At 74.0% G+C, this 18,699-nt stretch carries 19 protein-coding genes; 7 read left to right on the top strand and 12 right to left on the bottom strand.

The window, feature by feature from the left end:
* Positions 1-24: 24 nt before the first annotated feature.
* From KOV94_RS08625 to KOV94_RS08615, 3 genes are all read right to left on the bottom strand, one after another.
* Positions 25-1,110: a BMP family lipoprotein gene (locus KOV94_RS08625; protein WP_124343728.1), complete on the bottom strand. Its 1,086-nt coding sequence runs from the start codon at positions 1,108-1,110 to the stop codon at positions 25-27.
* Between the two features lie 239 nt (positions 1,111-1,349).
* Positions 1,350-2,606, bottom strand: a complete 1,257-nt coding sequence (locus tag KOV94_RS08620) for an amidohydrolase (protein WP_124343727.1) — start codon at positions 2,604-2,606, stop codon at positions 1,350-1,352.
* A 116-nt stretch (positions 2,607-2,722) separates the two neighbouring features.
* Positions 2,723-3,868 (bottom strand): mannose-1-phosphate guanylyltransferase, encoded by a 1,146-nt coding sequence (locus KOV94_RS08615; protein ID WP_218051811.1) that lies wholly within the window; start codon positions 3,866-3,868, stop codon positions 2,723-2,725.
* A gap of 195 nt (positions 3,869-4,063) precedes the next feature.
* Between KOV94_RS08615 and sdhC the strand changes: the two genes are divergently transcribed.
* The 6 genes from sdhC (at position 4,064) to KOV94_RS08585 (ending at position 9,009) form a co-directional block, all read left to right on the top strand.
* On the top strand, positions 4,064-4,456 hold the full coding sequence (gene sdhC / locus KOV94_RS08610; protein ID WP_124343725.1) for a succinate dehydrogenase, cytochrome b556 subunit: 393 nt from the start codon (positions 4,064-4,066) through the stop codon (positions 4,454-4,456).
* Positions 4,456-4,914 (top strand): succinate dehydrogenase, hydrophobic membrane anchor protein, encoded by a 459-nt coding sequence (gene sdhD / locus KOV94_RS08605; RefSeq protein ID WP_124343724.1) that lies wholly within the window; start codon positions 4,456-4,458, stop codon positions 4,912-4,914. Before sdhC ends, sdhD begins: the two co-directional genes overlap by 1 nt.
* A gap of 56 nt (positions 4,915-4,970) precedes the next feature.
* Entirely contained in the window at positions 4,971-6,821 is a 1,851-nt protein-coding gene (gene sdhA, locus KOV94_RS08600; protein ID WP_124343723.1) for a succinate dehydrogenase flavoprotein subunit, read from the top strand.
* Positions 6,821-7,582, top strand: coding sequence for a succinate dehydrogenase iron-sulfur subunit (locus KOV94_RS08595; RefSeq protein ID WP_218051810.1), 762 nt, complete (start codon positions 6,821-6,823; stop codon positions 7,580-7,582). Before sdhA ends, KOV94_RS08595 begins: the two co-directional genes overlap by 1 nt.
* 432 nt (positions 7,583-8,014) lie before the next feature.
* Positions 8,015-8,188, top strand: a complete 174-nt coding sequence (locus KOV94_RS08590; RefSeq protein WP_200829766.1) for a hypothetical protein — start codon at positions 8,015-8,017, stop codon at positions 8,186-8,188.
* 26 nt (positions 8,189-8,214) lie between these two features.
* On the top strand, positions 8,215-9,009 hold the full coding sequence (locus KOV94_RS08585; protein ID WP_124343721.1) for a phosphotransferase: 795 nt from the start codon (positions 8,215-8,217) through the stop codon (positions 9,007-9,009).
* A gap of 115 nt (positions 9,010-9,124) precedes the next feature.
* On the opposite strand, the gene KOV94_RS08580 is transcribed toward KOV94_RS08585, so the two are convergent.
* The 7 genes from KOV94_RS08580 to sigE form a co-directional block, all read right to left on the bottom strand.
* Positions 9,125-10,120, bottom strand: coding sequence for a YihY/virulence factor BrkB family protein (locus KOV94_RS08580; protein ID WP_124343720.1), 996 nt, complete (start codon positions 10,118-10,120; stop codon positions 9,125-9,127).
* Positions 10,121-10,129: 9 nt separating this feature from the next.
* Positions 10,130-10,741 carry a 2'-5' RNA ligase family protein gene (locus KOV94_RS08575; RefSeq protein ID WP_124343719.1) on the bottom strand — a complete coding sequence of 204 codons (612 nt, stop codon included), beginning with the start codon at positions 10,739-10,741 and terminating at the stop codon, positions 10,130-10,132.
* A complete protein-coding gene (gene trpS, locus KOV94_RS08570) occupies positions 10,738-11,805 on the bottom strand; it encodes a tryptophan--tRNA ligase (RefSeq protein ID WP_124343718.1) in 1,068 nt (355 codons plus the stop codon). Before trpS ends, KOV94_RS08575 begins: the two co-directional genes overlap by 4 nt.
* A gap of 149 nt (positions 11,806-11,954) precedes the next feature.
* Positions 11,955-12,383, bottom strand: coding sequence for a twin-arginine translocase TatA/TatE family subunit (locus KOV94_RS08565; protein ID WP_218051809.1), 429 nt, complete (start codon positions 12,381-12,383; stop codon positions 11,955-11,957).
* 63 nt (positions 12,384-12,446) lie between these two features.
* On the bottom strand, positions 12,447-14,213 hold the full coding sequence (locus KOV94_RS20675) for a trypsin-like peptidase domain-containing protein (RefSeq protein WP_225916295.1): 1,767 nt from the start codon (positions 14,211-14,213) through the stop codon (positions 12,447-12,449).
* A complete protein-coding gene (locus KOV94_RS08555) occupies positions 14,210-15,196 on the bottom strand; it encodes a zf-HC2 domain-containing protein (RefSeq protein WP_218051808.1) in 987 nt (328 codons plus the stop codon). The genes KOV94_RS20675 and KOV94_RS08555 overlap by 4 nt, the downstream gene beginning before the upstream one ends.
* On the bottom strand, positions 15,193-15,822 hold the full coding sequence (gene sigE, locus KOV94_RS08550) for an RNA polymerase sigma factor SigE (RefSeq protein WP_225916294.1): 630 nt from the start codon (positions 15,820-15,822) through the stop codon (positions 15,193-15,195). Before sigE ends, KOV94_RS08555 begins: the two co-directional genes overlap by 4 nt.
* Positions 15,823-16,028: 206 nt before the next feature.
* Between sigE and KOV94_RS08545 the strand changes: the two genes are divergently transcribed.
* Positions 16,029-16,661 carry an O-methyltransferase gene (locus KOV94_RS08545; protein WP_124344264.1) on the top strand — a complete coding sequence of 211 codons (633 nt, stop codon included), beginning with the start codon at positions 16,029-16,031 and terminating at the stop codon, positions 16,659-16,661.
* Between the two features lie 74 nt (positions 16,662-16,735).
* Here KOV94_RS08545 and KOV94_RS08540 read toward each other — a convergent pair whose 3' ends face one another.
* Together KOV94_RS08540 and KOV94_RS08535 are read right to left on the bottom strand one after the other, a co-directional pair.
* Positions 16,736-18,337: a leucyl aminopeptidase family protein gene (locus KOV94_RS08540; protein WP_218051807.1), complete on the bottom strand. Its 1,602-nt coding sequence runs from the start codon at positions 18,335-18,337 to the stop codon at positions 16,736-16,738.
* Between the two features lie 16 nt (positions 18,338-18,353).
* Complete coding sequence (locus KOV94_RS08535) at positions 18,354-18,521, bottom strand: DUF3117 domain-containing protein (protein WP_013772033.1); 168 nt, start codon at positions 18,519-18,521, stop codon at positions 18,354-18,356.
* Positions 18,522-18,699: the final 178 nt, after the last annotated feature.

Genomic DNA, 18,699 nt, shown 5'->3' with positions numbered 1-18,699 from the left:
GCGCCTGGGCCGGACAGCGGTGGATCAGTTCTGCGAGGGAGACTCGACTGTGAGGTCACCGTCGACGATCTGCTGCTTCAGCTCGTCGATCTTCGTGACCACGTCCGCCGGGACGCTGCTCTCCAGGTCGTGGAACGGGGCGAGACCCACCCCCTCGTTGGCGAGGGTGCCCACGTAGGGCTCGGCGTCGAACTCGCCCTCGGCCGTGGCCGAGATGGTGTCAAAGACCGACTGGCCGATCTGCTTGAGGACCGACGTCAGGATGATGTCCTTGTACTGCGCGTACTTGGGCTGCTCCCAGAAGTCGGAGTCGACCCCGATGACCAGGACGCCCCCCGCGGCACGGGCAGCGGTCAGCGCGCCCTCCCCGACGGGGCCGGCCACGGGAAGGATCACGTCAGCGCCCTGCGCGATGAGGGCATTGGTTGCCTCCTCGCCCTTCGCGGTGATCTCGAACGTGTTCGTGAACGTGCCGTTCTGCGCGGTCTTGTCCCACCCGAGGACCTTCACCGCCGTGCCGTTGTCCTCGTTGTACTTCTGGACGCCGTCGTAGAAGCCGTCCATGAAGATCGTGACGGACGGGTACGGCTCGCCGCCGAACGTGCCGACGGCACCGGTCTTGGACATCGCGGCCGCGACGTACCCGGCGAGGTAGGCCGCCTCCTGGGTGTTGAACAGGAGGGGCTTGACGTTGTCGCGCGCCGGGTCGACACCGGAGTCGATCAGCGCGAAGTGCTGGTCGGGGTTCGCGTCCGCGGCCTCGGCTGTGGTGTCGGCCAGGTTGAACCCCACGGTGATGATCAGGTCGCAGGAGGCCTGGATCATCGAGTCGACGTTCGTCTTGTACTGGCCGGCGTCCGTCGACTCGGCCGTCGCCTGCTCGATGCCGAGCTCGTCGACGGCCCGCTCGAGGCCCTCGATGCCGGACTGGTTGAAGGAGTTGTCGTCGAACCCACCGAAGTCGGAGACCATGCAGCCCTTGAAGTCGGTCGCCGCGGCGGTGTCACCTCCGCCGGCGGTCTCGTTCGTGTCCTCGGGTGCGCTGCCACAGGCCGCGAGGGCGAGGGCGACGGCGCCGCCGAGCGCAGCCACACGGATGATCTTCTTCACGCGATTCTCCTGGTCTCGTCAGCCGACCGCCGGACGGCAGGTGGGCCGTCGCCGGGACGGTCGCGCCCGGCGTCGATGCTTCGGACAGTAGTGAGCGTCACGTGTCCCGCTTGTTACCAGGCGGTATCCGCCGAGGATCCGTTACCTAGTTGGAATGTCCGCCCAGGTGACGGACAAGGCGTCTCGACAGGAGAGACGGGCGACCCGGACATCGGACGCCCGTCCGACGACCTGCGGCGTCAGGGCCGCCCCGCGAGCAGCGCGGCCCTGGCCAGCAGCAGCGCCCCGGCCTCGACCGCGCGCTCGTCGACGCGGAGGTCGCCCTGGTGGATGTCGTACGTCCGGCCGCCGGGCGTGCGCGTGCCGAGCCGCGCCATCGCACCCGGCACCTTCGTCAGGTACCAGGCGAAGTCCTCGCCGCCGAGCGACTGCTCGGTGAGGAGCACCGCGTCCGGGCCCAGCACGTCGCGCGCCGCGGCCTCGAGCACGCCCGTCGAGCGCTCCTCGTTCTCGACCGGCGGCACCCCGCGGTGGTGGCGGACCTCCGCCTCGAGCCCGAGCGGCGCGACGACCTGCTCGACCGCCTGGTGGAACACGTCCGACGCCTTCTCCCACGCGCGGACGTCGAGGCAGCGCAGCGTGCCGCGCACCGTCCCGGACGCCGGGATCGCGTTGTGCGCCGTGCCCGCGTGCACCTCGCCCCACGTGAGGTTGACGCCCGAGCGCGGGTCCAGCCGACGGCCCAGGATCGCGGGCACCTGCGTGATGACCTGCCCGAGCCCGAAGACCAGGTCACCCGTCAGGTGCGGGCGCGACGTGTGCCCGCCCGAGCCCGTCAGCACGACCTGCACCTCGTCGCTCGCCGACGTGATCGGCCCGATGCGCGTCCCGACCTGGCCGACGTCGACCTTCGGGTCGCAGTGGATCCCGAAGATCTGCGCGACGCCGTCGAGCCCGCCCGCGTTGATGACGTCGATCGCACCGCCCGGCTGGACCTCCTCGGCGGGCTGGAAGACCAGCCGCACGCCGGTCGCGAGGTCGCCCGACGCCGCGAGCTCCGCGAGCGCGAGCCCCGCGCCCAGCACCGCGGCGGTGTGCACGTCGTGGCCGCACGCGTGCGCGACCCCGCGGTTCGTCGACGCCCAGGGCAGGCCGCACGCGTCGGCGACGGGCAGGCCGTCCAGGTCGGCGCGGAGCGCGATCCGCCGGCGCCCCGAGACGGCGGGCGACGGCCCGATGTCGCAGACGAGGCCGGACCCCGGCAGCAGGTGCGGGGACAGCCCCGCGAGGCGCAGGCGCTCCGCGACCACGCGCGTCGTCCGCTCCTCCGTGCGCCCGAGCTCCGGGTGCGCGTGCAGGTCGCGGCGGACCTCGACGAGCTCGTCGCGCAACGTGTCGAGCAGGGCCACGAGCCGCACCACCTGCGGGTCGGTCGACCGCGCGGGGACGTCGAGCGCCGGGACGAGCGTGGGGACGGAGGTGGACGTGTCGGGCACGCTCTCGACCTTAGCCCGCAGGGCGCGGACGGGCCTCGGCGTCCGCGGTGGCCGCGGCACGGACCGCGATCGGTGCCGCGTCGCAGGTCAGCCGCGCGCGGGCACCGCAGGCGCCGTCAGATCAGGTCGTCGCGGCCGCGGTCGCGCCAGCCGTCGACGGCCGACTTCACGGACTGCGCGTGCGCGCGCGTCGTGACGAGCACCGCGTCGGGGGTGTCGACGACGACCGCGTCGGGCAGGCCGACGACCGTCACGGTGCGCCCTCCGGCCGCGACGACGAGCGCGTCGGGGGCGTCGACGCGCAGCACGGTCGTGGCGTCACCGAGCGTAGGGTCCGCGAGGAGGCCGCCGAGGGACACGAAGTCGCCGATGTCGTCCCACGTGAAGTCGCCGGGCACGACGGCCACGCCGCCCGCGGCGGCCACGGGCTCGGCGATCGCGTGGTCGATCGCGATCTTCGTCAGGGTCGGCCACACCCGGCCGAGCACCTCGTCGCGGTCCGGGCCGTCCCAGGCCCGGGCGATCTCGACGAGCCCGTCGGCCAGCGTGGGCAGCTGCGTCGCGAGGTGGTCGAGCAGCACGCGCGCCCGCACGACGAACATGCCTGCGTTCCAGCGGTACTCCCCCGTCGCCAGGTAGGCCGTCGCGGTCTCCTCGTCGGGCTTCTCGGTGAAGCCGCGCACGTGGTGCACGGTCGGCGCGTCGGCGAGGCCCAGCGGCTGGCCCGACCGGACGTACCCGAACGCCGTCGACGGCCCCGTCGCGCGGATGCCGACCGTCACGACGTAGCCCGCGCGCGCCGCGACGACGCCCTCGCGCACCGCGCGCTCGAACGCCTCGGTGCCGCTGATGACGTGGTCGGCCGCGAACGACCCGAGCACGACGTCCTCGCCGTGCCGCTCGAGCAGGACGGCCGCCGCGAGCCCGATCGCGGCCATCGAGTCGCGCGGCGACGGCTCGGCGAGCAGCCGGTCGCCGTCGACGCCGCCGACGAGCGACGGCACCTGGGCGGCCACGGCGTCCGCGTGCCGGTGACCCGTCACGACCAGCACGCCGTCGTCGCCCACGAGCGGGAGGAGGCGGTCGACCGTCGCCTGCAGCAGCGTGCGGCCCGACCCCGTGAGGTCGTGCAGGAACTTGGGGTGCCCCGCGCGCGACAGCGGCCACAGCCGCGTGCCCGCGCCGCCGGCGGGGACGACCGCGTGGAAGCCCGGGATCGGACCCTGCGCGGGCACGGGCGAGGACGTGGACGCGGTCGACATGGCGCCCAGGCTAGCGGCGCCGGTCACCGGGCCCGCCGCGTGTGGAGTTGCTCACAAACGGGCGTCCGCGCGGGACCAAGGGCCCAGCCCGGCGGGGAGCGAGGGGGACGTGTCTATACAGTGAGACCGACAGGCACGGCGGGGTCAGGGACGTTCCCGCCGTGGCTCACCCCTGACTCGCCAGGAGGCCCCCCAGTGCCCGCAGCGCCTGCCAAAGCGCCGGCTGGAACGCTCTACCGAGGGCGCGAAGGCATGTGGTCGTGGGTCGCGCACCGCGTGACCGGCGTCGCCATCTTCTTCTTCCTGCTCGTGCACGTGCTCGACACGTCGCTCGTGCGGGTGTCGCCCGAGGCGTACAACGAGGTCATCGCCACCTACAAGAACCCGATCATGGGTCTGGGTGAGGCGGGGCTCGTCGCCGCGATCGTGTTCCACGCCTTCAACGGCATCCGGATCATCCTGGTCGACTTCTGGTCCAAGGGCACGAAGTACCAGCGCGTGATGCTCTGGGTCGTGCTCGGCCTGTTCGTCGTGACGATGGCCGGCTTCCTGCCCCGTCACCTCATGCACGTCTTCGGAGGTGAGTGATGAGCCTCGTCGCCGACCCCAAGGCCCCGCGTCCGCCCAAGGCGGGCCCCGGCCGTCGCACCACGCGCGGCAACACCGAGCTCTACGGCTGGGTCTTCATGCGCGCGTCGGGCGTCCTGCTCGTCGTGCTGATCTTCGGGCACCTGTTCGTCAACCTGGTCGCCGGTGAGGGCGTCACGGCGATCGACTTCGGGTTCGTCGCCGGCAAGTGGGCGTCGCCGTTCTGGCAGGTCTGGGACCTGCTCATGCTGTGGCTCGCGATGATCCACGGCACCAACGGCATGCGGACGATCGTCAACGACTACGCCGAGAAGGACACGACGCGCCTGGTCCTCAAGGGCCTCCTGTACTTCGCGTTCGTCCTCGTCGTCGTGCTCGGGACGCTGGTCATCTTCACGTTCGACCCCTGCCCGACGGGCAGCCCGGCGGACCTGCTCCCCTCGTTCTGCACGGCCTGACGCCGACGTCGGACCACCCCCACCCCCAGCTCGCCAGCAGGAAGGCATCGCCACCGATGCAGACCCACCAGTACGACGTCGTCATCGTCGGCGCGGGCGGCGCGGGCATGCGCGCGGCCCTCGAGTCGTCGACGCGCGTGCGGACCGCCGTCATCTCCAAGCTCTACCCGACGCGCTCCCACACGGGTGCCGCGCAGGGCGGCATGTGCGCCGCGCTCGCGAACGTCGAGGAGGACAACTGGGAGTGGCACACGTTCGACACCGTCAAGGGCGGTGACTACCTCGTCGACCAGGACGCCGCCGAGGTCATGGCCAAGGAGGCCATCGACGCGGTCCTCGACCTGGAGAAGATGGGCCTGCCGTTCAACCGGACGCCCGAGGGCAAGATCGACCAGCGCCGGTTCGGCGGCCACACCCGCAACCACGGCGAGGCGGCCGTCCGCCGGTCCTGCTACGCCGCGGACCGCACCGGGCACATGATCCTGCAGACGCTCTACCAGCAGTGCGTGAAGAACGACGTCGAGTTCTTCAACGAGTTCTACGTGCTCGACCTGCTCGTCGACCACGACCTCGCGGCGGGCCACGTGCCCGACGGCGAGGAGGTCAACGTCTCGGGCGTCGTCGCGTACGAGCTCGCGACCGGCGAGATCCACGTCTTCCGCGCCAAGTCGGTCGTCCTCGCGACCGGCGGCGCCGGCAAGATCTTCAAGACCACCTCGAACGCGCACACGCTGACCGGCGACGGCATGGCGCTCGCGTACCGCCGCGGCATCCCGCTCGAGGACATGGAGTTCTTCCAGTTCCACCCGACGGGCCTCGCGGGCCTCGGCATCCTGCTGTCGGAGGCCGCGCGCGGCGAGGGCGGCATCCTGCGCAACGCGCAGGGCGAGCGGTTCATGGAGCGCTACGCGCCCACCATCAAGGACCTCGCGCCGCGCGACATCGTCGCCCGGTCCATGGCCAACGAGGTCCGCGAGGGCCGCGGCGCCGGTCCGAACAAGGACTACGTGCTGCTCGACCTCACGCACCTCGAGCCCGCGCACATCGACGCGAAGCTCCCCGACATCACCGAGTTCGCGCGCACCTACCTGGGCGTCGAGCCGTACACCGAGCCCGTGCCCGTCTACCCGACCGCGCACTACGCGATGGGCGGCGTCCCGACGAACATCGAGGGCGAGGTCCTGCGCAACGCGACCGACGTCATCCGCGGCCTGTACGCCGCGGGCGAGGTCGCGTGCGTCTCCGTGCACGGGTCGAACCGTCTCGGCACCAACTCGCTGCTCGACATCAACGTCTTCGGCAAGCGCGCCGGCATCAGCGCCGCGCAGTACGCCGTCGGCGCGCAGTGGGTCGAGATCCCCGAGGACCCCGCCGCGACCGTCGAGGCCGAGCTCGAGACCATCCGCACCCGCGGCGACGGCGAGCGCGTGGCCGACATCCGCCGCGCGCTGCAGGAGACGATGGACGCCAACGCCCAGGTGTTCCGCACCGAGGAGTCGCTCGAGCAGGCGCTGTCCGACCTGCGCGCGCTGCGCAAGCGGTTCGCGTCCGTGAGCGTCCAGGACAAGAGCCGCACGTTCAACACCGACCTCCTCGAGGCCGTCGAGCTGGGCTTCCTGCTCGACATCGCCGAGACCGTCGTCGTCGGCGCGCTCAACCGCAAGGAGTCGCGGGGCGGGCACTTCCGGGAGGACTACCCGGACCGCGACGACAAGGGCTACATGCAGCACACGATGGCGTACCGCCGGCCGCTGGCCGCGAAGGGCCACCGCCTGTGGGGCAGCGACTCGGACGGCGACCACAAGGGGTCGTTCGCGCACACGACGGTCTTCGACGACTACCAGGTGGTGCTCGGGTCCAAGCCCGTCACCGTCACCCGCTACCAGCCGATGGAGCGCAAGTACTGATGACTGCCACGCTCGACGCCACCCCCGAGGTCGGGGCCGTGCCCTCGTTCGAGGTCACGCTCAAGGTCATGCGCTACCTGCCGACCGACGACGGCGCCACGCCGGTCCCCCACTGGGACGAGTTCCGCGTGCAGGCGCACGGCACCGACCGCGTGCTCGACGCCCTGCACAAGGTCAAGTGGGAGCAGGACGGCTCGCTCACGTTCCGCCGCTCGTGCGCGCACGGCGTGTGCGGCTCCGACGCGATGCGCATCAACGGCCGCAACCGCCTCGCCTGCAAGACGCTGCTCAAGGACCTCGACCCGTCCAAGCCGATCACCGTCGAGCCCATCAAGGGCCTGCCGGTCGTCAAGGACCTCGTCGTCGACATGGAGCCGTTCTTCGCGTCCTACCGCGAGATCATGCCGTTCCTCATCACGACCGGCACCGAGCCCACCAAGGAGCGTCGCCAGTCCGCCGAGCAGCGCGAGCGGTTCGACGACACCACCAAGTGCATCCTGTGCGCCGCGTGCACGTCGTCCTGCCCGGTGTTCTGGACCGACGGCCAGTACTTCGGCCCCGCCGCGATCGTCAACGCGCACCGCTTCATCTTCGACAGCCGTGACGAGGGCGGGGCGCAGCGCCTGGAGATCCTCAACGACAAGGAGGGCGTGTGGCGCTGCCGCACGACCTTCAACTGCACCGAGGCGTGCCCGCGCGGCATCGAGATCACGAAGGCGATCCAGGAAGTGAAGCGTGCGATGATCACGCGCGCCTTCTGACCTGCGCACCACCGGGACCGCGGGGAAGGCGAGTGAAGCGTGCGATGATCACGCGCGCCTTCTGACCTGCGCACCACCGGGACCGCGGGGAAGGCGAGTGAAGCGTGCGAAGAACACGCGCCCCTTCCGACCCGGCGCACCACCGAGGCTGCGGGGAGGCGCGTGAAGCGTGCGATGATCACGCGCGCCTTCTGACCCGGCGCACCACCGAGGCTGCGGGGAGGCGAGTGAAGCGTGCGATGATCACGCGCGCCTTCTGACCCGGCGCACCCACCGAGGCTGCGGGGAGGCGAGTGAAGCGTGCGACGATCATGCGCGCCTTCTGACGCACCAGCTCCACCGCGAGGCCGTCCCGTCGTCGGGGCGGCCTCGCGTCGTCCCCGGGACCTCCGGCCCCTCGACGCCCCCGGGGTGCGGTGCTTGGCTGGGCGCATGAACGCCGAGTGGCACGACGCGCACGTGCTGGGCCAGGGTGCGCCGATGGACGACCGCGTCGCGTGGCACCTCGCGCACGCGCAGGAGTGCGGCTGCCGCGACATCCCGCGCACGGTCCGCGAGGAGCTCGAGCGGCGCGGCGTCGAGGTCCCGGAGCGCGCGGCGCGCTGACGGGCTTGTCCCGTACGGTGTCGGTCGTGCTCACCCCCGACGCCACCGCCGCTCCCGGTCCCGGTCCCGACGCGACCGAGGTCGAGGTCCCGCTCGAGGGCGGCAACGTCGGCGGCGCGGTGCGCGTCGGCGACACCGTCCGCCGCCCGACCGGCCCGTGGACCCCCGCCGTGCACGAGCTGCTCGACTTCCTCGCGACGACGGACCTGCCGCACGTCCCGCGCGTGCTCGGCACCGACGACCAGGGCCGCGAGGTCCTCACCTACCTGCCGGGCCGTGTCGTGCCGATCGGCGTCGAGCCGCTCACCGACGGCCAGGTGCGGTCGGCGATGCGGTGGCTGCGGCACTTCCACGACGTCGTGGCCGGCTTCCCGCGCGACAGCCGGCGCTGGCGGTTCCTCGAGCGCGCGCTCGAGCCCGGCGAGATCGTCTGCCACCACGACGCGGCCATGTACAACATGTCCTTCGACGGCGACGAGCTCGCGGGCGTCTTCGACTGGGACGTCGCCGGTCCGGGGCACCCGATCGACGACCTCGCGATCTTCGCGTGGAACGCGCCGCTGCTGTTCCCCGACGGCGACCCGGCCGCCGCCGCGCACGGCCTGCGTGTGATGGCCGACGCGTACGGCGACGTCGCCCCGGCCGCGATCCTCGACCACGTGACCGTCCGCATGAGCGACGCGTCCGACCGGATCGAGGAGGGGCAGCGCCGCGGCGACCCCGGGATGCTGCGCCTCGGCGAGATCGGCGAGCCGGCCTCGACCCGCGCCCGGATCACCAGGCTGCGCCTCCACGCGCCCGCGATCCGCGCGCTGCTCTGAGCACGCCCGTCCACGTCGCGCGCCGTTCGCGTCGGCCCGCGTCCGGGCGCGTCCGAGCGCGTCCGGCCGCGCGCCGCGGTCGCCGGGGCTCCGGAGCCCTCGTCCGCCGTTCGCGTCAGTCCGTGCCCACCGGGCTCTCGACGTCCTCAGGCTTCTCCTGCGGCGGGTCCGCGGTCCACGCGGCGGCGAGCAGGACGATGCGCGCCAGCAGGTTGATCCAGATCAGCAGCGTGACGATGACGGCGAACGACGCGAGCACCGGGTTGCGCGTGGCGCTGCCCGCGACGACGGACGTGCCGAGCAGCCGGACGACGCCGATGCCCACGGCCGCGATGACGGCTCCCCAGCAGAGGTCCTTGAAGGCGGGCCGCTGCCCCGCGAGGAACCACACGACCAGCATGAACATCGCGGCGTCGACGACGAACGACACGAGCGCCGCCGCCACGGTGCCCGAGGTGTCCGGCCACCCGACCAGCGTGGTGAGCCAGTCGGACGCCGCGGTCGCCGCGGTCGTGAGCACGGCGGACACGAGGACCGCGAGCGCGATCCCGACGAACCCACCGAGCTCGCGCAGCTTCGAGAAGACCGCGTTGTCGCCCGTGACGCGCCCGAACATCGCGCGCACCCCGGTGCGCAGCGCCGCGGTCGCGGAGATCGCGCTCAGCACGAGGACGACCAGGGCCACGATGCCCGCGACCGTCAGCGCGGGGTTCAGCACGAGCGAGTCGGGGTCGATGAGCCCCGTGTTGGTCCCCGTGTCGATGAGCCCGGGCAGCGTGTCGTCGATCGCCGTGAGCACCTGCTGGCGGAGGTCGGCGTTGTCGCCGAGCACCGCCATGAAGATCGTGTAGCCGATGGTGAGCCCGGCGAACACCGAGAACAGCGCGGCGTACGCGATCCCGCCGGTGAGCAGCCCGCCCCCGGCAGCGCCGAAGCGGGCGTTCGCGCGCGCGGGACGCGTCTGCTGCCACCACGCGAGGACGGCCTTGGCACGCTCGACGAGCGACGGGCGCTTGCGCGGCAGCGACGCGTCCTCGGTCCGCTGCGCACGCGCCTGGGCGGCCCCCGAGCCGGCCGCCGGGCTGGTCACGTCCGTCGGCTCGCTCGTCATGCCTCGACCCTAGGTCGGGCGCACCGCTCCGGCATCCGCGTCGGACGCGTCGTCCGACGTCAGCAGGCCCACGGGTGCGGACCCGAGGTCGAGGGCGAAGTCCCGCACGGGACGCCAGACGCCGTCGTCGCCGTGCAGGTAGCTGTGGAACTCCGTGACCACGAACGCGGCCTCGAAGTCAGCGAGCCCGGCCGCGGCCGCGTCGAGCCGGTCGTCGGGCACCTCGTGCGCGACGGTGACGTGCGGGTGGTAGTCGAACCGGAGCTCCTGGTCGAGCACGCCGGTCCGGACCGACCGCTCGAGCGCCGCGCAGCCCTCGGCGCCGTCGGCGAGCTCGACGAACACCACCGGCGACACCGGGCGGAACGTCGCCGTCCCGCGCAGCCGCACGACGAACGGCGTGTGCCGCGCCGCGGCCTTCGTGAGGTGCTCCTCGACCTCCGCCATCTCCTCGGGCTCGACGACCGTCGGACCCAGCAGCGTGATGTGGGGCGGGATGAAGTCGGCGAGCGGGTCGCCGTAGCGGGACCGCGCGGCGCGCAGCTCGCTGCCCCACGGCTCGGGGACCGTGACGGCGACCCCGATGCGGAGCTGGTCGCCGGTGCGTTCCGGCAGCCTCATGCCCCGATCCCCACCCCGGCGTCGACCTCGTCGCGGACGACCCGGCGCGAACCCCGACGACGCAGCAGGCCGAACCGGTCGTAGAGGCGCTCGAGCGTCGGGGCCGCGATCTCCTGCGCCCGGTCGGCGCCGTCGGCGAGCACCGCGTCGAGGGACGCCGGGTCCGCGAGGTAGCCGTGCACACGCTCCTGGAAGGGCGTGAGGAACGCCAGCACGACCTCGGCGACGTCCTTCTTCAGGTCGCCGTAGCCCTTGCCCTCGTACTCCGCGACGAGCGCGTCCACGGGCCGGCCCGCGAGCGCCGAGTAGATCGTCAGCAGGTTGGAGATGCCCGGCTTGGCCGCCGGGTCGAAGCGGATCTCGCGCTCGGTGTCCGTGACCGCCGACTTGATGCGCTTCGCGATCACCTTCGGGTCGTCGAGCAGCTCGATCAGGCCGTTCGGGCTCTCGGCCGACTTGCTCATCTTCGACGTCGGGTCCTGCAGGTCGTAGATCTTCGCGGTCGCCTTGACGATGTGCGGCTCCGGCACGACGACCGTGTCCTTGCCGAACCGGTGGTTGAGCCGCTGCGCGAGGTCGCGGGACAGCTCGAGGTGCTGGCGCTGGTCCTCGCCGACAGGCACGAGGTTCGTGTCGTACAGCAGGATGTCCGCGGCCATGAGCACGGGGTACGTGAACAGCCCGACGGTCGTGCCCTCGGTCCCCTGCTTGCTCGACTTGTCCTTGAACTGCGTCATCCGGCCGGCCTCACCGAAGCCCGTCTGGCACGACAGCAGCCACGCGAGCTCCGCGTGCTCGGGGACGTGCGACTGCACGAAGAGGATCGACCGGGCCGGGTCGACACCCGCGGCGAGGAACTGCGCCGCCGTGCGGCGCGTCCGGTCCCGCAGGACCGCCGGGTCCGGGTTGACGGTCAGCGCGTGCAGGTCGACGACGCAGTAGATCGCGTCGTGGTCGTCCTGCAGCGCGACCCACTGCGTGAGGGCGCCCAGGTAGTTGCCGAGCTGGAGCGAGTCGGACGTCGGCTGCATCCCGGAGAAGATGCGCGAGCGGTGCGTGGCCATGCGGACCCTCAGTCCATTCTGTCGGTGCGCCGTGCCCGCCCAGGAGCGGGACGACGGGGTGCGTGCGGGGGGTGCGTCTGCGCGGGCGGCGGGACCGGTGAGGTGGACCTCGACCGGCCACGTCGGCGACCGCGCGCCGACGCGCTACGTCAGGTGGCTTCGTCGTCGAACGGTGCGCTCCGCCATCGCTCGCCCGGGTCGCCCGCGACCTTGACCCCGCCACCCTTCGAGGCAGCGGCCGCCGCAGCAGCGCCGCCGGCGGTCGCCGCGGTGGCACGGGCCGTCGGCGGGGTTCCAGCGGGACGACGTCCGGACGTCGACGGCAGGTCGTCGAGCAGGGCCTCGCGCACGATCCGGCGCGGGTCGTACTTGCGCGGGTCGAGCGCCGCCCAGTCGACGTCGCGGGCCTCCTCGCCGAGCTCCTCGTCGACGCGCGCCTTGGCGTCGGCGGCGAACTGGCGTGCGCGCCGGACCCAGTGGCCCAGCTGCTCCGCGTACCTCGGCAGGCGCTCGGGGCCGATCACGAAGGCCGCGACGAGGAAGAGCACGAGCAGCTCCCCGCCGTTGATTCCGAACACCGGGTCAGGGTACCCCGCGCGGACCGCCGGCAGGCCCCGGTCGGCGGCCCGCCCGGAGGCGTCTCAGCGGGCGTCGGCCTCGTCGAGCCGGACCCGCACGTCGCGCTCGTCGGAGCCCGTCCGCACGCGCAGCACGACCGTCTCCCCGGGTGTCCGGGCCCGGATCGCGACGATCAGCTCGTCCGGGTCCGTGACGGGCCGGCCGTCGATCGCGAGGATCACGTCGCCGCGCCGGATGCCCGCTCGCTCCGCGGGGCCGTCGGCCGACACCGCGGGCGTCCCGTCCCGGTCCTCCGTCGACACCTGCACACCCTCGCCCACGTACCGCTGGTCCAGCAGCACGCCGATGATCGGGTACGTCGCCCGGCCCGTCTCGATGAGCTGCTCGGCCGTGCGGCGCACCTGCTCCGACGGGATCGCGAAGCCCAGGCCGATGCTGCCGCCCGACGTCGACGGCGTGCCCGGCGGCTGCGCGATCGCCGAGTTGACGCCGATCACCTCGCCCTTGGCGTTGACGAGCGGGCCGCCCGAGTTCCCCGGGTTGATCGCCGCGTCCGTCTGGATCGCGTTGATGAACGCGGTGTCCTCCTCGTCGCCCGCCGACACCGGCCGGTTGAGCGCGCTGACGATGCCCGTCGTGACCGTGCCCGCGAGGCCCAGGGGCGCGCCGATCGCGACCACCGGGTCGCCCACGACGACCGCGTCCGAGTCACCGAGCAGCAGCGGCGTCAGCCCGGTCACGTCGACCTTGAGCACCGCGAGGTCGTACTCCGACGTCCGCCCGACGACCGTCGCGCTCTCCTCGCTGCCGTCGGCGAACGTCACCGTCATCGACGTCGCCGCGTCCGCGGCCTCGGCGACCACGTGGTTGTTCGTCACGAGGTAGCCGTCCGCACGCAGCACGAAGCCCGAGCCCGTCGCCGTGCCCTGCGGCCCGTCGACCTCGATCGACACGACACTGGGCAGGACCGTCGCCGCGATGCCCGCGACCGACTCGGGCGCGCGCGCGACGTCCGCCGCACCCGGGACCGTCGTCGGCAGGCCCGCGTCCGCGAGGTGGTCGTCCTCGCCGAGCCGCGCGCCGAGCAGACCGCCCAGGACGCCCGCGACGAGCGCGAGCACCACGAGCGGCACCACCCAGACGACCGACAGCGCCCGCCGACGACGCCGCGGGGCGACGACCTGCGGGGTTCCCGCGTGCCCCGCGTCGCCGCCCGGCACACCGAGCGGGACGTAGCCCGCGGCGGCGTCACCCCGCGCGTCGGGACGGTACGTGGGGGCGGGGGCTCCGAGGGGGTGCTCCGCGGCGGCCGTCCCGAGGTCGACGCGCGACGCTGCCGCGGCCTTCCGGGCGGCGCGGCGGCTGACGCGTACGAACCGCGGGTCGGTGCGGGGGTCGGGCTGCGGGAACGGCGCACGGTCCGGGAACCCGGTCGAGGCGCCGCCCGGCCCGCTGCCGGGGCCCGCCTGGCCGTAGCGCGGGTCGGGGCCGGGCTGGCCGTAGCGCGGGTCGGCACCGGCCCGGCCGTGGCGCGGATCGGTGCCGTGGGCGGCGTGCGACGTCCCCGTCGCCGCGCCACCGGAGGTCTCCGGCGACGAGGCGGGCGGAACCGGCGCCGCGGTCGGCGCCAGGCGCGGCGCGGGGTCGGGCGGCAGGACGCGCCGCCCCGACGGGCTGGCGAACGGGTTCTCGAACGTCTCGGGTGCGGCCGGGGTCGCAGGCGTGCTCGCGGGCGCCTGCGGCTCCGCCGTGGCGTCGGCGGGTCGAGGCGTCGCACCCGGGGCGGCTGCCGGCTCGGTCGGTCGGCTCGCCTCGTCGGGGGTCGTCATGGGGTCTGCAGGGCTCCCGTCACCGTCTGCCAGCCGCGCGTGATGCGCGCGGGCACCCCGTCGTCGTAGGCGCCTCCGGGAAAGGCTGCCACGAGCGGCGCCAGGACGTCGTGCCCGTCGGCGCCGACGACCTGCACGACGGTCGCGTCGGCCTGCCACGCGAGGTGCGACGGCTCGGACGCGAGCACGTACACGGCACGCCCACCGAGGTCGTGCACGCGCGCACCGGCGATCGCGTCGGTGTCGAGCCGGCCCTGCTGCTCGGTCACGACGAGCGTCCCGGCCGGACCGGTCACGTCGACCTCGAGCACGGACCCGCCCTGCGCCCAGCGCAGGCCCGTGACGGACCAGCCGTCGGGCAGGTCGGTCGGGAACGACCAGGCGTGCGCGCGCAGCCACGACGTCGTCGCGGGGTCGACCTGACCGGCGCGGACGGCGTCGTCGAGCACGGGACGCCCGTCAGCCGTGCCCGGCCCGGAGGCGGGCTGCGCGAGCAGCGCGAGGTCGGCTCCGGGGTGGCTCACGGGCACGATCTCGGGGCGCTCGCCGAGCACGAAGAGCATCGCGGCGACGGCACCGAGCCCGGCGACCGACCCGACGGCGAGGCGCGTGGGGTGGCGGCGGGACGTGAGGTCGGGGCGCAGGCCCGCGGTCGAGCGGCCCGTCCACGAGCGCGGCACGAGGCCGGCCGATGCGAGCGCGAACCGGTCGGGCGGCGCCGCGAACGGGTCACGCGGCGGCTGCGGCCGGCGCGCGTCGGCGGCGTCCGGGTCCGGCGCGAGCGACAGGAGGCGGGCCGTCAGGTCGGGCGCGGGCGCGACGTCGTCCGCCGCGGACGCGAGGGCCCGGCGCGCGGCGCGGGCCGCGGCGAGCTCGGTCGCGCACTGCGCGCACAGCGCGACGTGCGCGAGCGCTCGCTCCGTCTGGGCGACCGAGAGCTGGCCGTCGACGAGCGCGCTGATCCGGGACCCGAGGTGGCTCACCCCACGCTCCCCCGGCCCGTGCCGACCGCGTGCAGCGTGGGCTCGACGGCCGCGTCCGACGCGGTGACGCGCGCGGCGGCCTGCGTGCCCTGCACCTCGGGCGCTCGGTGCCCCAGCGAGTCGCGCAGCCGCGCCCGGGCGCGGTGGATGCGCGAGCGCACCGTGCCGAGCTTGATGCCGAGCGTGACCGCGATCTCCTCGTACGACAGTCCCTCGATGTCGCACAGCACGACCGCGGCGCGGTACTCGGGCGGCAGCTCGTCGAGCGCGCGCTGCACGTCGTGGTCGAGGTTGCCGTGCTCGTACGCGCGCTCCGGGCTGCCGAGGCTGTCGACCGACGCGTAGCGGTCGGAGTCGTCGCCCATCGCGTCCATGCGGACCCGCTGCTTGCGGCGCGCCTGGTCGAGGAACAGGTTCGTCGTGATGCGGTGCAGCCAGCCCTCGAACGTGCCGGGCGTGTACGTGTTGAGCGACCGGAACACGCGCACGAAGGTCTCCTGCGTGAGGTCCTCCGCGTCGTGCCGGTTGCCGGTGAGGCGGTACGCGAGGCGGTAGACACGCGCCGAGTGGTCCCGGACGATCTGCTCCCACGTCGGCGGCTGCCAGGCGGCCGGGGGCGTGGTCATCGGGTCGGGCTCCTTCGGGGTCTGCGGACGGGGCACCAGTCTCCCAGGTCGCGCGGCGGTCTTCGAATCGTGACGTGCGTCCTGGTGGAACGCGTCGACGGCCCGGAAAGTTCCGCGGCCGGCCCGCCCGCCTCCCTCGGGGGCCGCGCGTGCACCGATAGGCTGGCCGCATCCCACGCCCCACTGCACCGCCCCGGGAGGCTGCCATCTCCACCGACAAGGCCCAGAGCTGGGTCTACTGCGAGGAGTTCCTCCCCGAGGACGACGTGCTCCTGCGCGCCCGCGAGCGTGCGGCGCAGCTCGGCTGCACGCCCGTGCTGCCGGGGTCGGGGGCCGCGCTGTCGGTGCTCGCGGCGGCGGCGCAGGCCCGTGCGGTCGTCGAGGTCGGCACCGGGGCGGGTGTCGGGTCGCTGTACCTGCTGCGCGGCATGCCCGCGGACGGCGTCCTCACGACGATCGACCTCGAGGTCGAGCACCAGCGGGCCGCCAAGGAGGCCTTCGCCGAGGAGGGTGTCCGGGGCACGCGCACGCGCACGATCTCGGGCCGGGCGCTCGACGTCCTGCCGCGCCTCACCGACGGCGGCTACGACCTGGTGTTCGTCGACGCCGACAAGGAGTCCTACCCGGGCTACGTCGAGCAGGCCGTGCGCCTGCTCCGGCCCGGCGGCGTGCTCGCCGTCGACAACGCGCTCTGGCACGACCGCGTGGCCGACCCGGCCCGGCGCGACGAGACCACGACGACCATCCGCGAGGTCGGCCGCGTCGTGCGCGCGGACGACCGGCTGCTGCCCGCGCTCCTGCCCACGGGTGACGGCCTGCTGGTCGCGGTCCGCCGCTGAGCGGTCCGCCTCGCGCGTCGCACCGCGGTCGGTGTCCGCGGCACGACGGCCTGCCCGCCACGCGGGCGTGACCGTCAGCGCAGCTCGGCGAGGAACTCCAGCAGCAGGCGCGCGCCGTAGCCGGTTGCGCCCTCGGTGACCTCGTGCTTGTCCGCGCTCGCGCGGGCAGGCCCGGCGATGTCGAGGTGCGCCCAGCGCCGGTCGCCGACGAAGTGCTGGAGGAACAGCGCGGCCGTGATCGACCCGCCGCCGATCCGGCGGTCGGAGGGCACGTGCCGCAGGTCGGCGACGTCGGACGACACCGCCTCCTCGTACTCGGCGACCAGCGGCATCGGCCACGCGAGCTCGCCCGACGTCTCCCCCGCGGCGGCCAGGGCCGCGACGAGCGCGTCGTCGGTGCCGTAGAGCGCGGCGTGCTGCTTGCCGAGGCCGAGCGTCGCGGCGCCGGTGAGCGTGGCGACGTCGACGAGCACGTCCGGGTCGAGGTGCGCGTCCGCCCAGGCGAGCGCGTCCGCGAGGACGAGGCGCCCCTCGGCGTCGGTGTTCGCGATCTCGACGGTCGTGCCGCCGAACAGCGTGAGCACGTCACCGGGCCGGTACGACGCGGCGCCGACGTGGTTCTCGGCGAGCGGCAGCACCGCGGTGACACGGTGGGCGACACCGGACTCGGCGGCGCCGAGCACGGTGGCGAGCGCGACGGCGGCGCCCGTCATGTCGGTCTTCATCGGGACCATGGCCTCGCGCGGCTTGATCGAGAGGCCACCCGTGTCGTAGGTGATGCCCTTGCCGACGACGACGACGTGCTGCGCGTCGGGACCCGCGGTGGCGGGCCGGTAGGACACGGTGACGAGCCGCGGCGGGGACGCCGAGCCGGCGCCGACCGCGAGGATCCCGCCGAAGCCCTCGGCGGCGAGCTCGCGCGGGGCGCGCACGGTGACCTCGAGCCCGGCGGTGCGGGCGAGCCGGCGCGCCTGGTCGGCGAACCACGCGGGGTTCTTGGTGCTCGACGGGGTCGCGGCCAGGTCGCGCACGAGCCACGTCGCGCGCGCGGCGGTCCGCCCCGCGTCGATCGCCGCGGCGACGCGCGTGCCGTCCCTGCCGAGCAGGACGAGCGGCGCCGGTGCGAGGTCGGGCTTGCCGGTCGCGACCGTCGGCGTGCGGTACGCGGCGAGCAGGTAGCCCTCGGTGAGGGCGCGGGCCGCGGCGGCCTCGTCGGACGAGGACTGGCCGGCGTAGGCGCCGACCGTCGTGACGACGCGGCGCAGCCCGCGGGTGGCCCGCGCGAGAGCGGCCCCGGCACGACGGACGTCGCGCGGGGAGCCGTCGCCGACGCCCACGACGACCAGGCGCGGGGGCAGCCCGGCCCAGGGCAGGGTGACCGCGGACCCGACGGGTCGCGGGAGCTGCAGGACGTACGCCTCGCCGGCGGCGCCCGTGAGGCGGACCCGCTCGGCGATCTCCGCGAGGTCGACGCCGTAGCGTGCCGCGGCGTCGGCGGTGCCCTCGCGGGCCTCGACGCCCTCGTCGCCGGGTCCCGGTGGGGCGACCGGGACAGCGACGGCGTCGACCGAGCCGTCGGTCAGCAGCGGGCTCGTCGCGAGCCCGCCACCGACCGACGTCACCTCGGGCGGCGTCCGGCCGATGGAAGCGGTGAAACCTGTCGTCGGCCTCGCCATGTCGTGCGGTCCGTCGTCAGGAGACGACGGACGTGAGGGCCTCGCCCAGCTCGGCGGCCTCGGTCGCGTTGAGCTCGACCACCAGCCGTCCACCGCCCTCGAGCGGGACGCGCATCACGATGCCGCGCCCCTCCTTCGTCACCTCGAGCGGTCCGTCGCCGGTCCTCGGCTTCATCGCGGCCATACGGGGGGCCTCTCCTTCGCTCGTGCGTCCCGGCCGGGTGCTCGTGCGCGGAGCGCGCGACGAGAGGCCCGCTTGGCCGGTGGTCCGCCGACCATCTTAGTTCACCCGAGGGTCCCCCACCTCGACCGATGCGACCCGGACCGCCCGATCGGCTCCGCGTCGGACGCCGGTCCAGGTG

This window comes from Cellulomonas algicola (assembly GCF_019024305.1).
GTDB classification, from domain to species: domain Bacteria; phylum Actinomycetota; class Actinomycetes; order Actinomycetales; family Cellulomonadaceae; genus Cellulomonas; species Cellulomonas algicola.
This window is presented reverse-complemented; position numbering and strand designations above follow the sequence as displayed.

What these genes read in the sequence shown, in the direction of transcription:
- sigE (WP_225916294.1), bottom strand. Translation starts at nt 15,822, where the DNA reads ATGACCACGCCCCCGGCCGCCTGGCAGCCGCCGACGTGGGAGCAGATC.
- KOV94_RS20675 (WP_225916295.1), bottom strand. Translation starts at nt 14,213, where the DNA reads ATGACGACCCCCGACGAGGCGAGCCGACCGACCGAGCCGGCAGCCGCC.
- KOV94_RS08535 (WP_013772033.1), bottom strand. Translation starts at nt 18,521, where the DNA reads ATGGCCGCGATGAAGCCGAGGACCGGCGACGGACCGCTCGAGGTGACG.
- sdhD (WP_124343724.1), top strand. Translation starts at nt 4,456, where the DNA reads ATGAGCCTCGTCGCCGACCCCAAGGCCCCGCGTCCGCCCAAGGCGGGC.
- sdhA (WP_124343723.1), top strand. Translation starts at nt 4,971, where the DNA reads ATGCAGACCCACCAGTACGACGTCGTCATCGTCGGCGCGGGCGGCGCG.
- trpS (WP_124343718.1), bottom strand. Translation starts at nt 11,805, where the DNA reads ATGGCCACGCACCGCTCGCGCATCTTCTCCGGGATGCAGCCGACGTCC.
- KOV94_RS08540 (WP_218051807.1), bottom strand. Translation starts at nt 18,337, where the DNA reads ATGGCGAGGCCGACGACAGGTTTCACCGCTTCCATCGGCCGGACGCCG.
- KOV94_RS08590 (WP_200829766.1), top strand. Translation starts at nt 8,015, where the DNA reads ATGAACGCCGAGTGGCACGACGCGCACGTGCTGGGCCAGGGTGCGCCG.
- KOV94_RS08575 (WP_124343719.1), bottom strand. Translation starts at nt 10,741, where the DNA reads ATGAGGCTGCCGGAACGCACCGGCGACCAGCTCCGCATCGGGGTCGCC.
- KOV94_RS08580 (WP_124343720.1), bottom strand. Translation starts at nt 10,120, where the DNA reads ATGACGAGCGAGCCGACGGACGTGACCAGCCCGGCGGCCGGCTCGGGG.
- KOV94_RS08595 (WP_218051810.1), top strand. Translation starts at nt 6,821, where the DNA reads ATGACTGCCACGCTCGACGCCACCCCCGAGGTCGGGGCCGTGCCCTCG.
- KOV94_RS08615 (WP_218051811.1), bottom strand. Translation starts at nt 3,868, where the DNA reads ATGTCGACCGCGTCCACGTCCTCGCCCGTGCCCGCGCAGGGTCCGATC.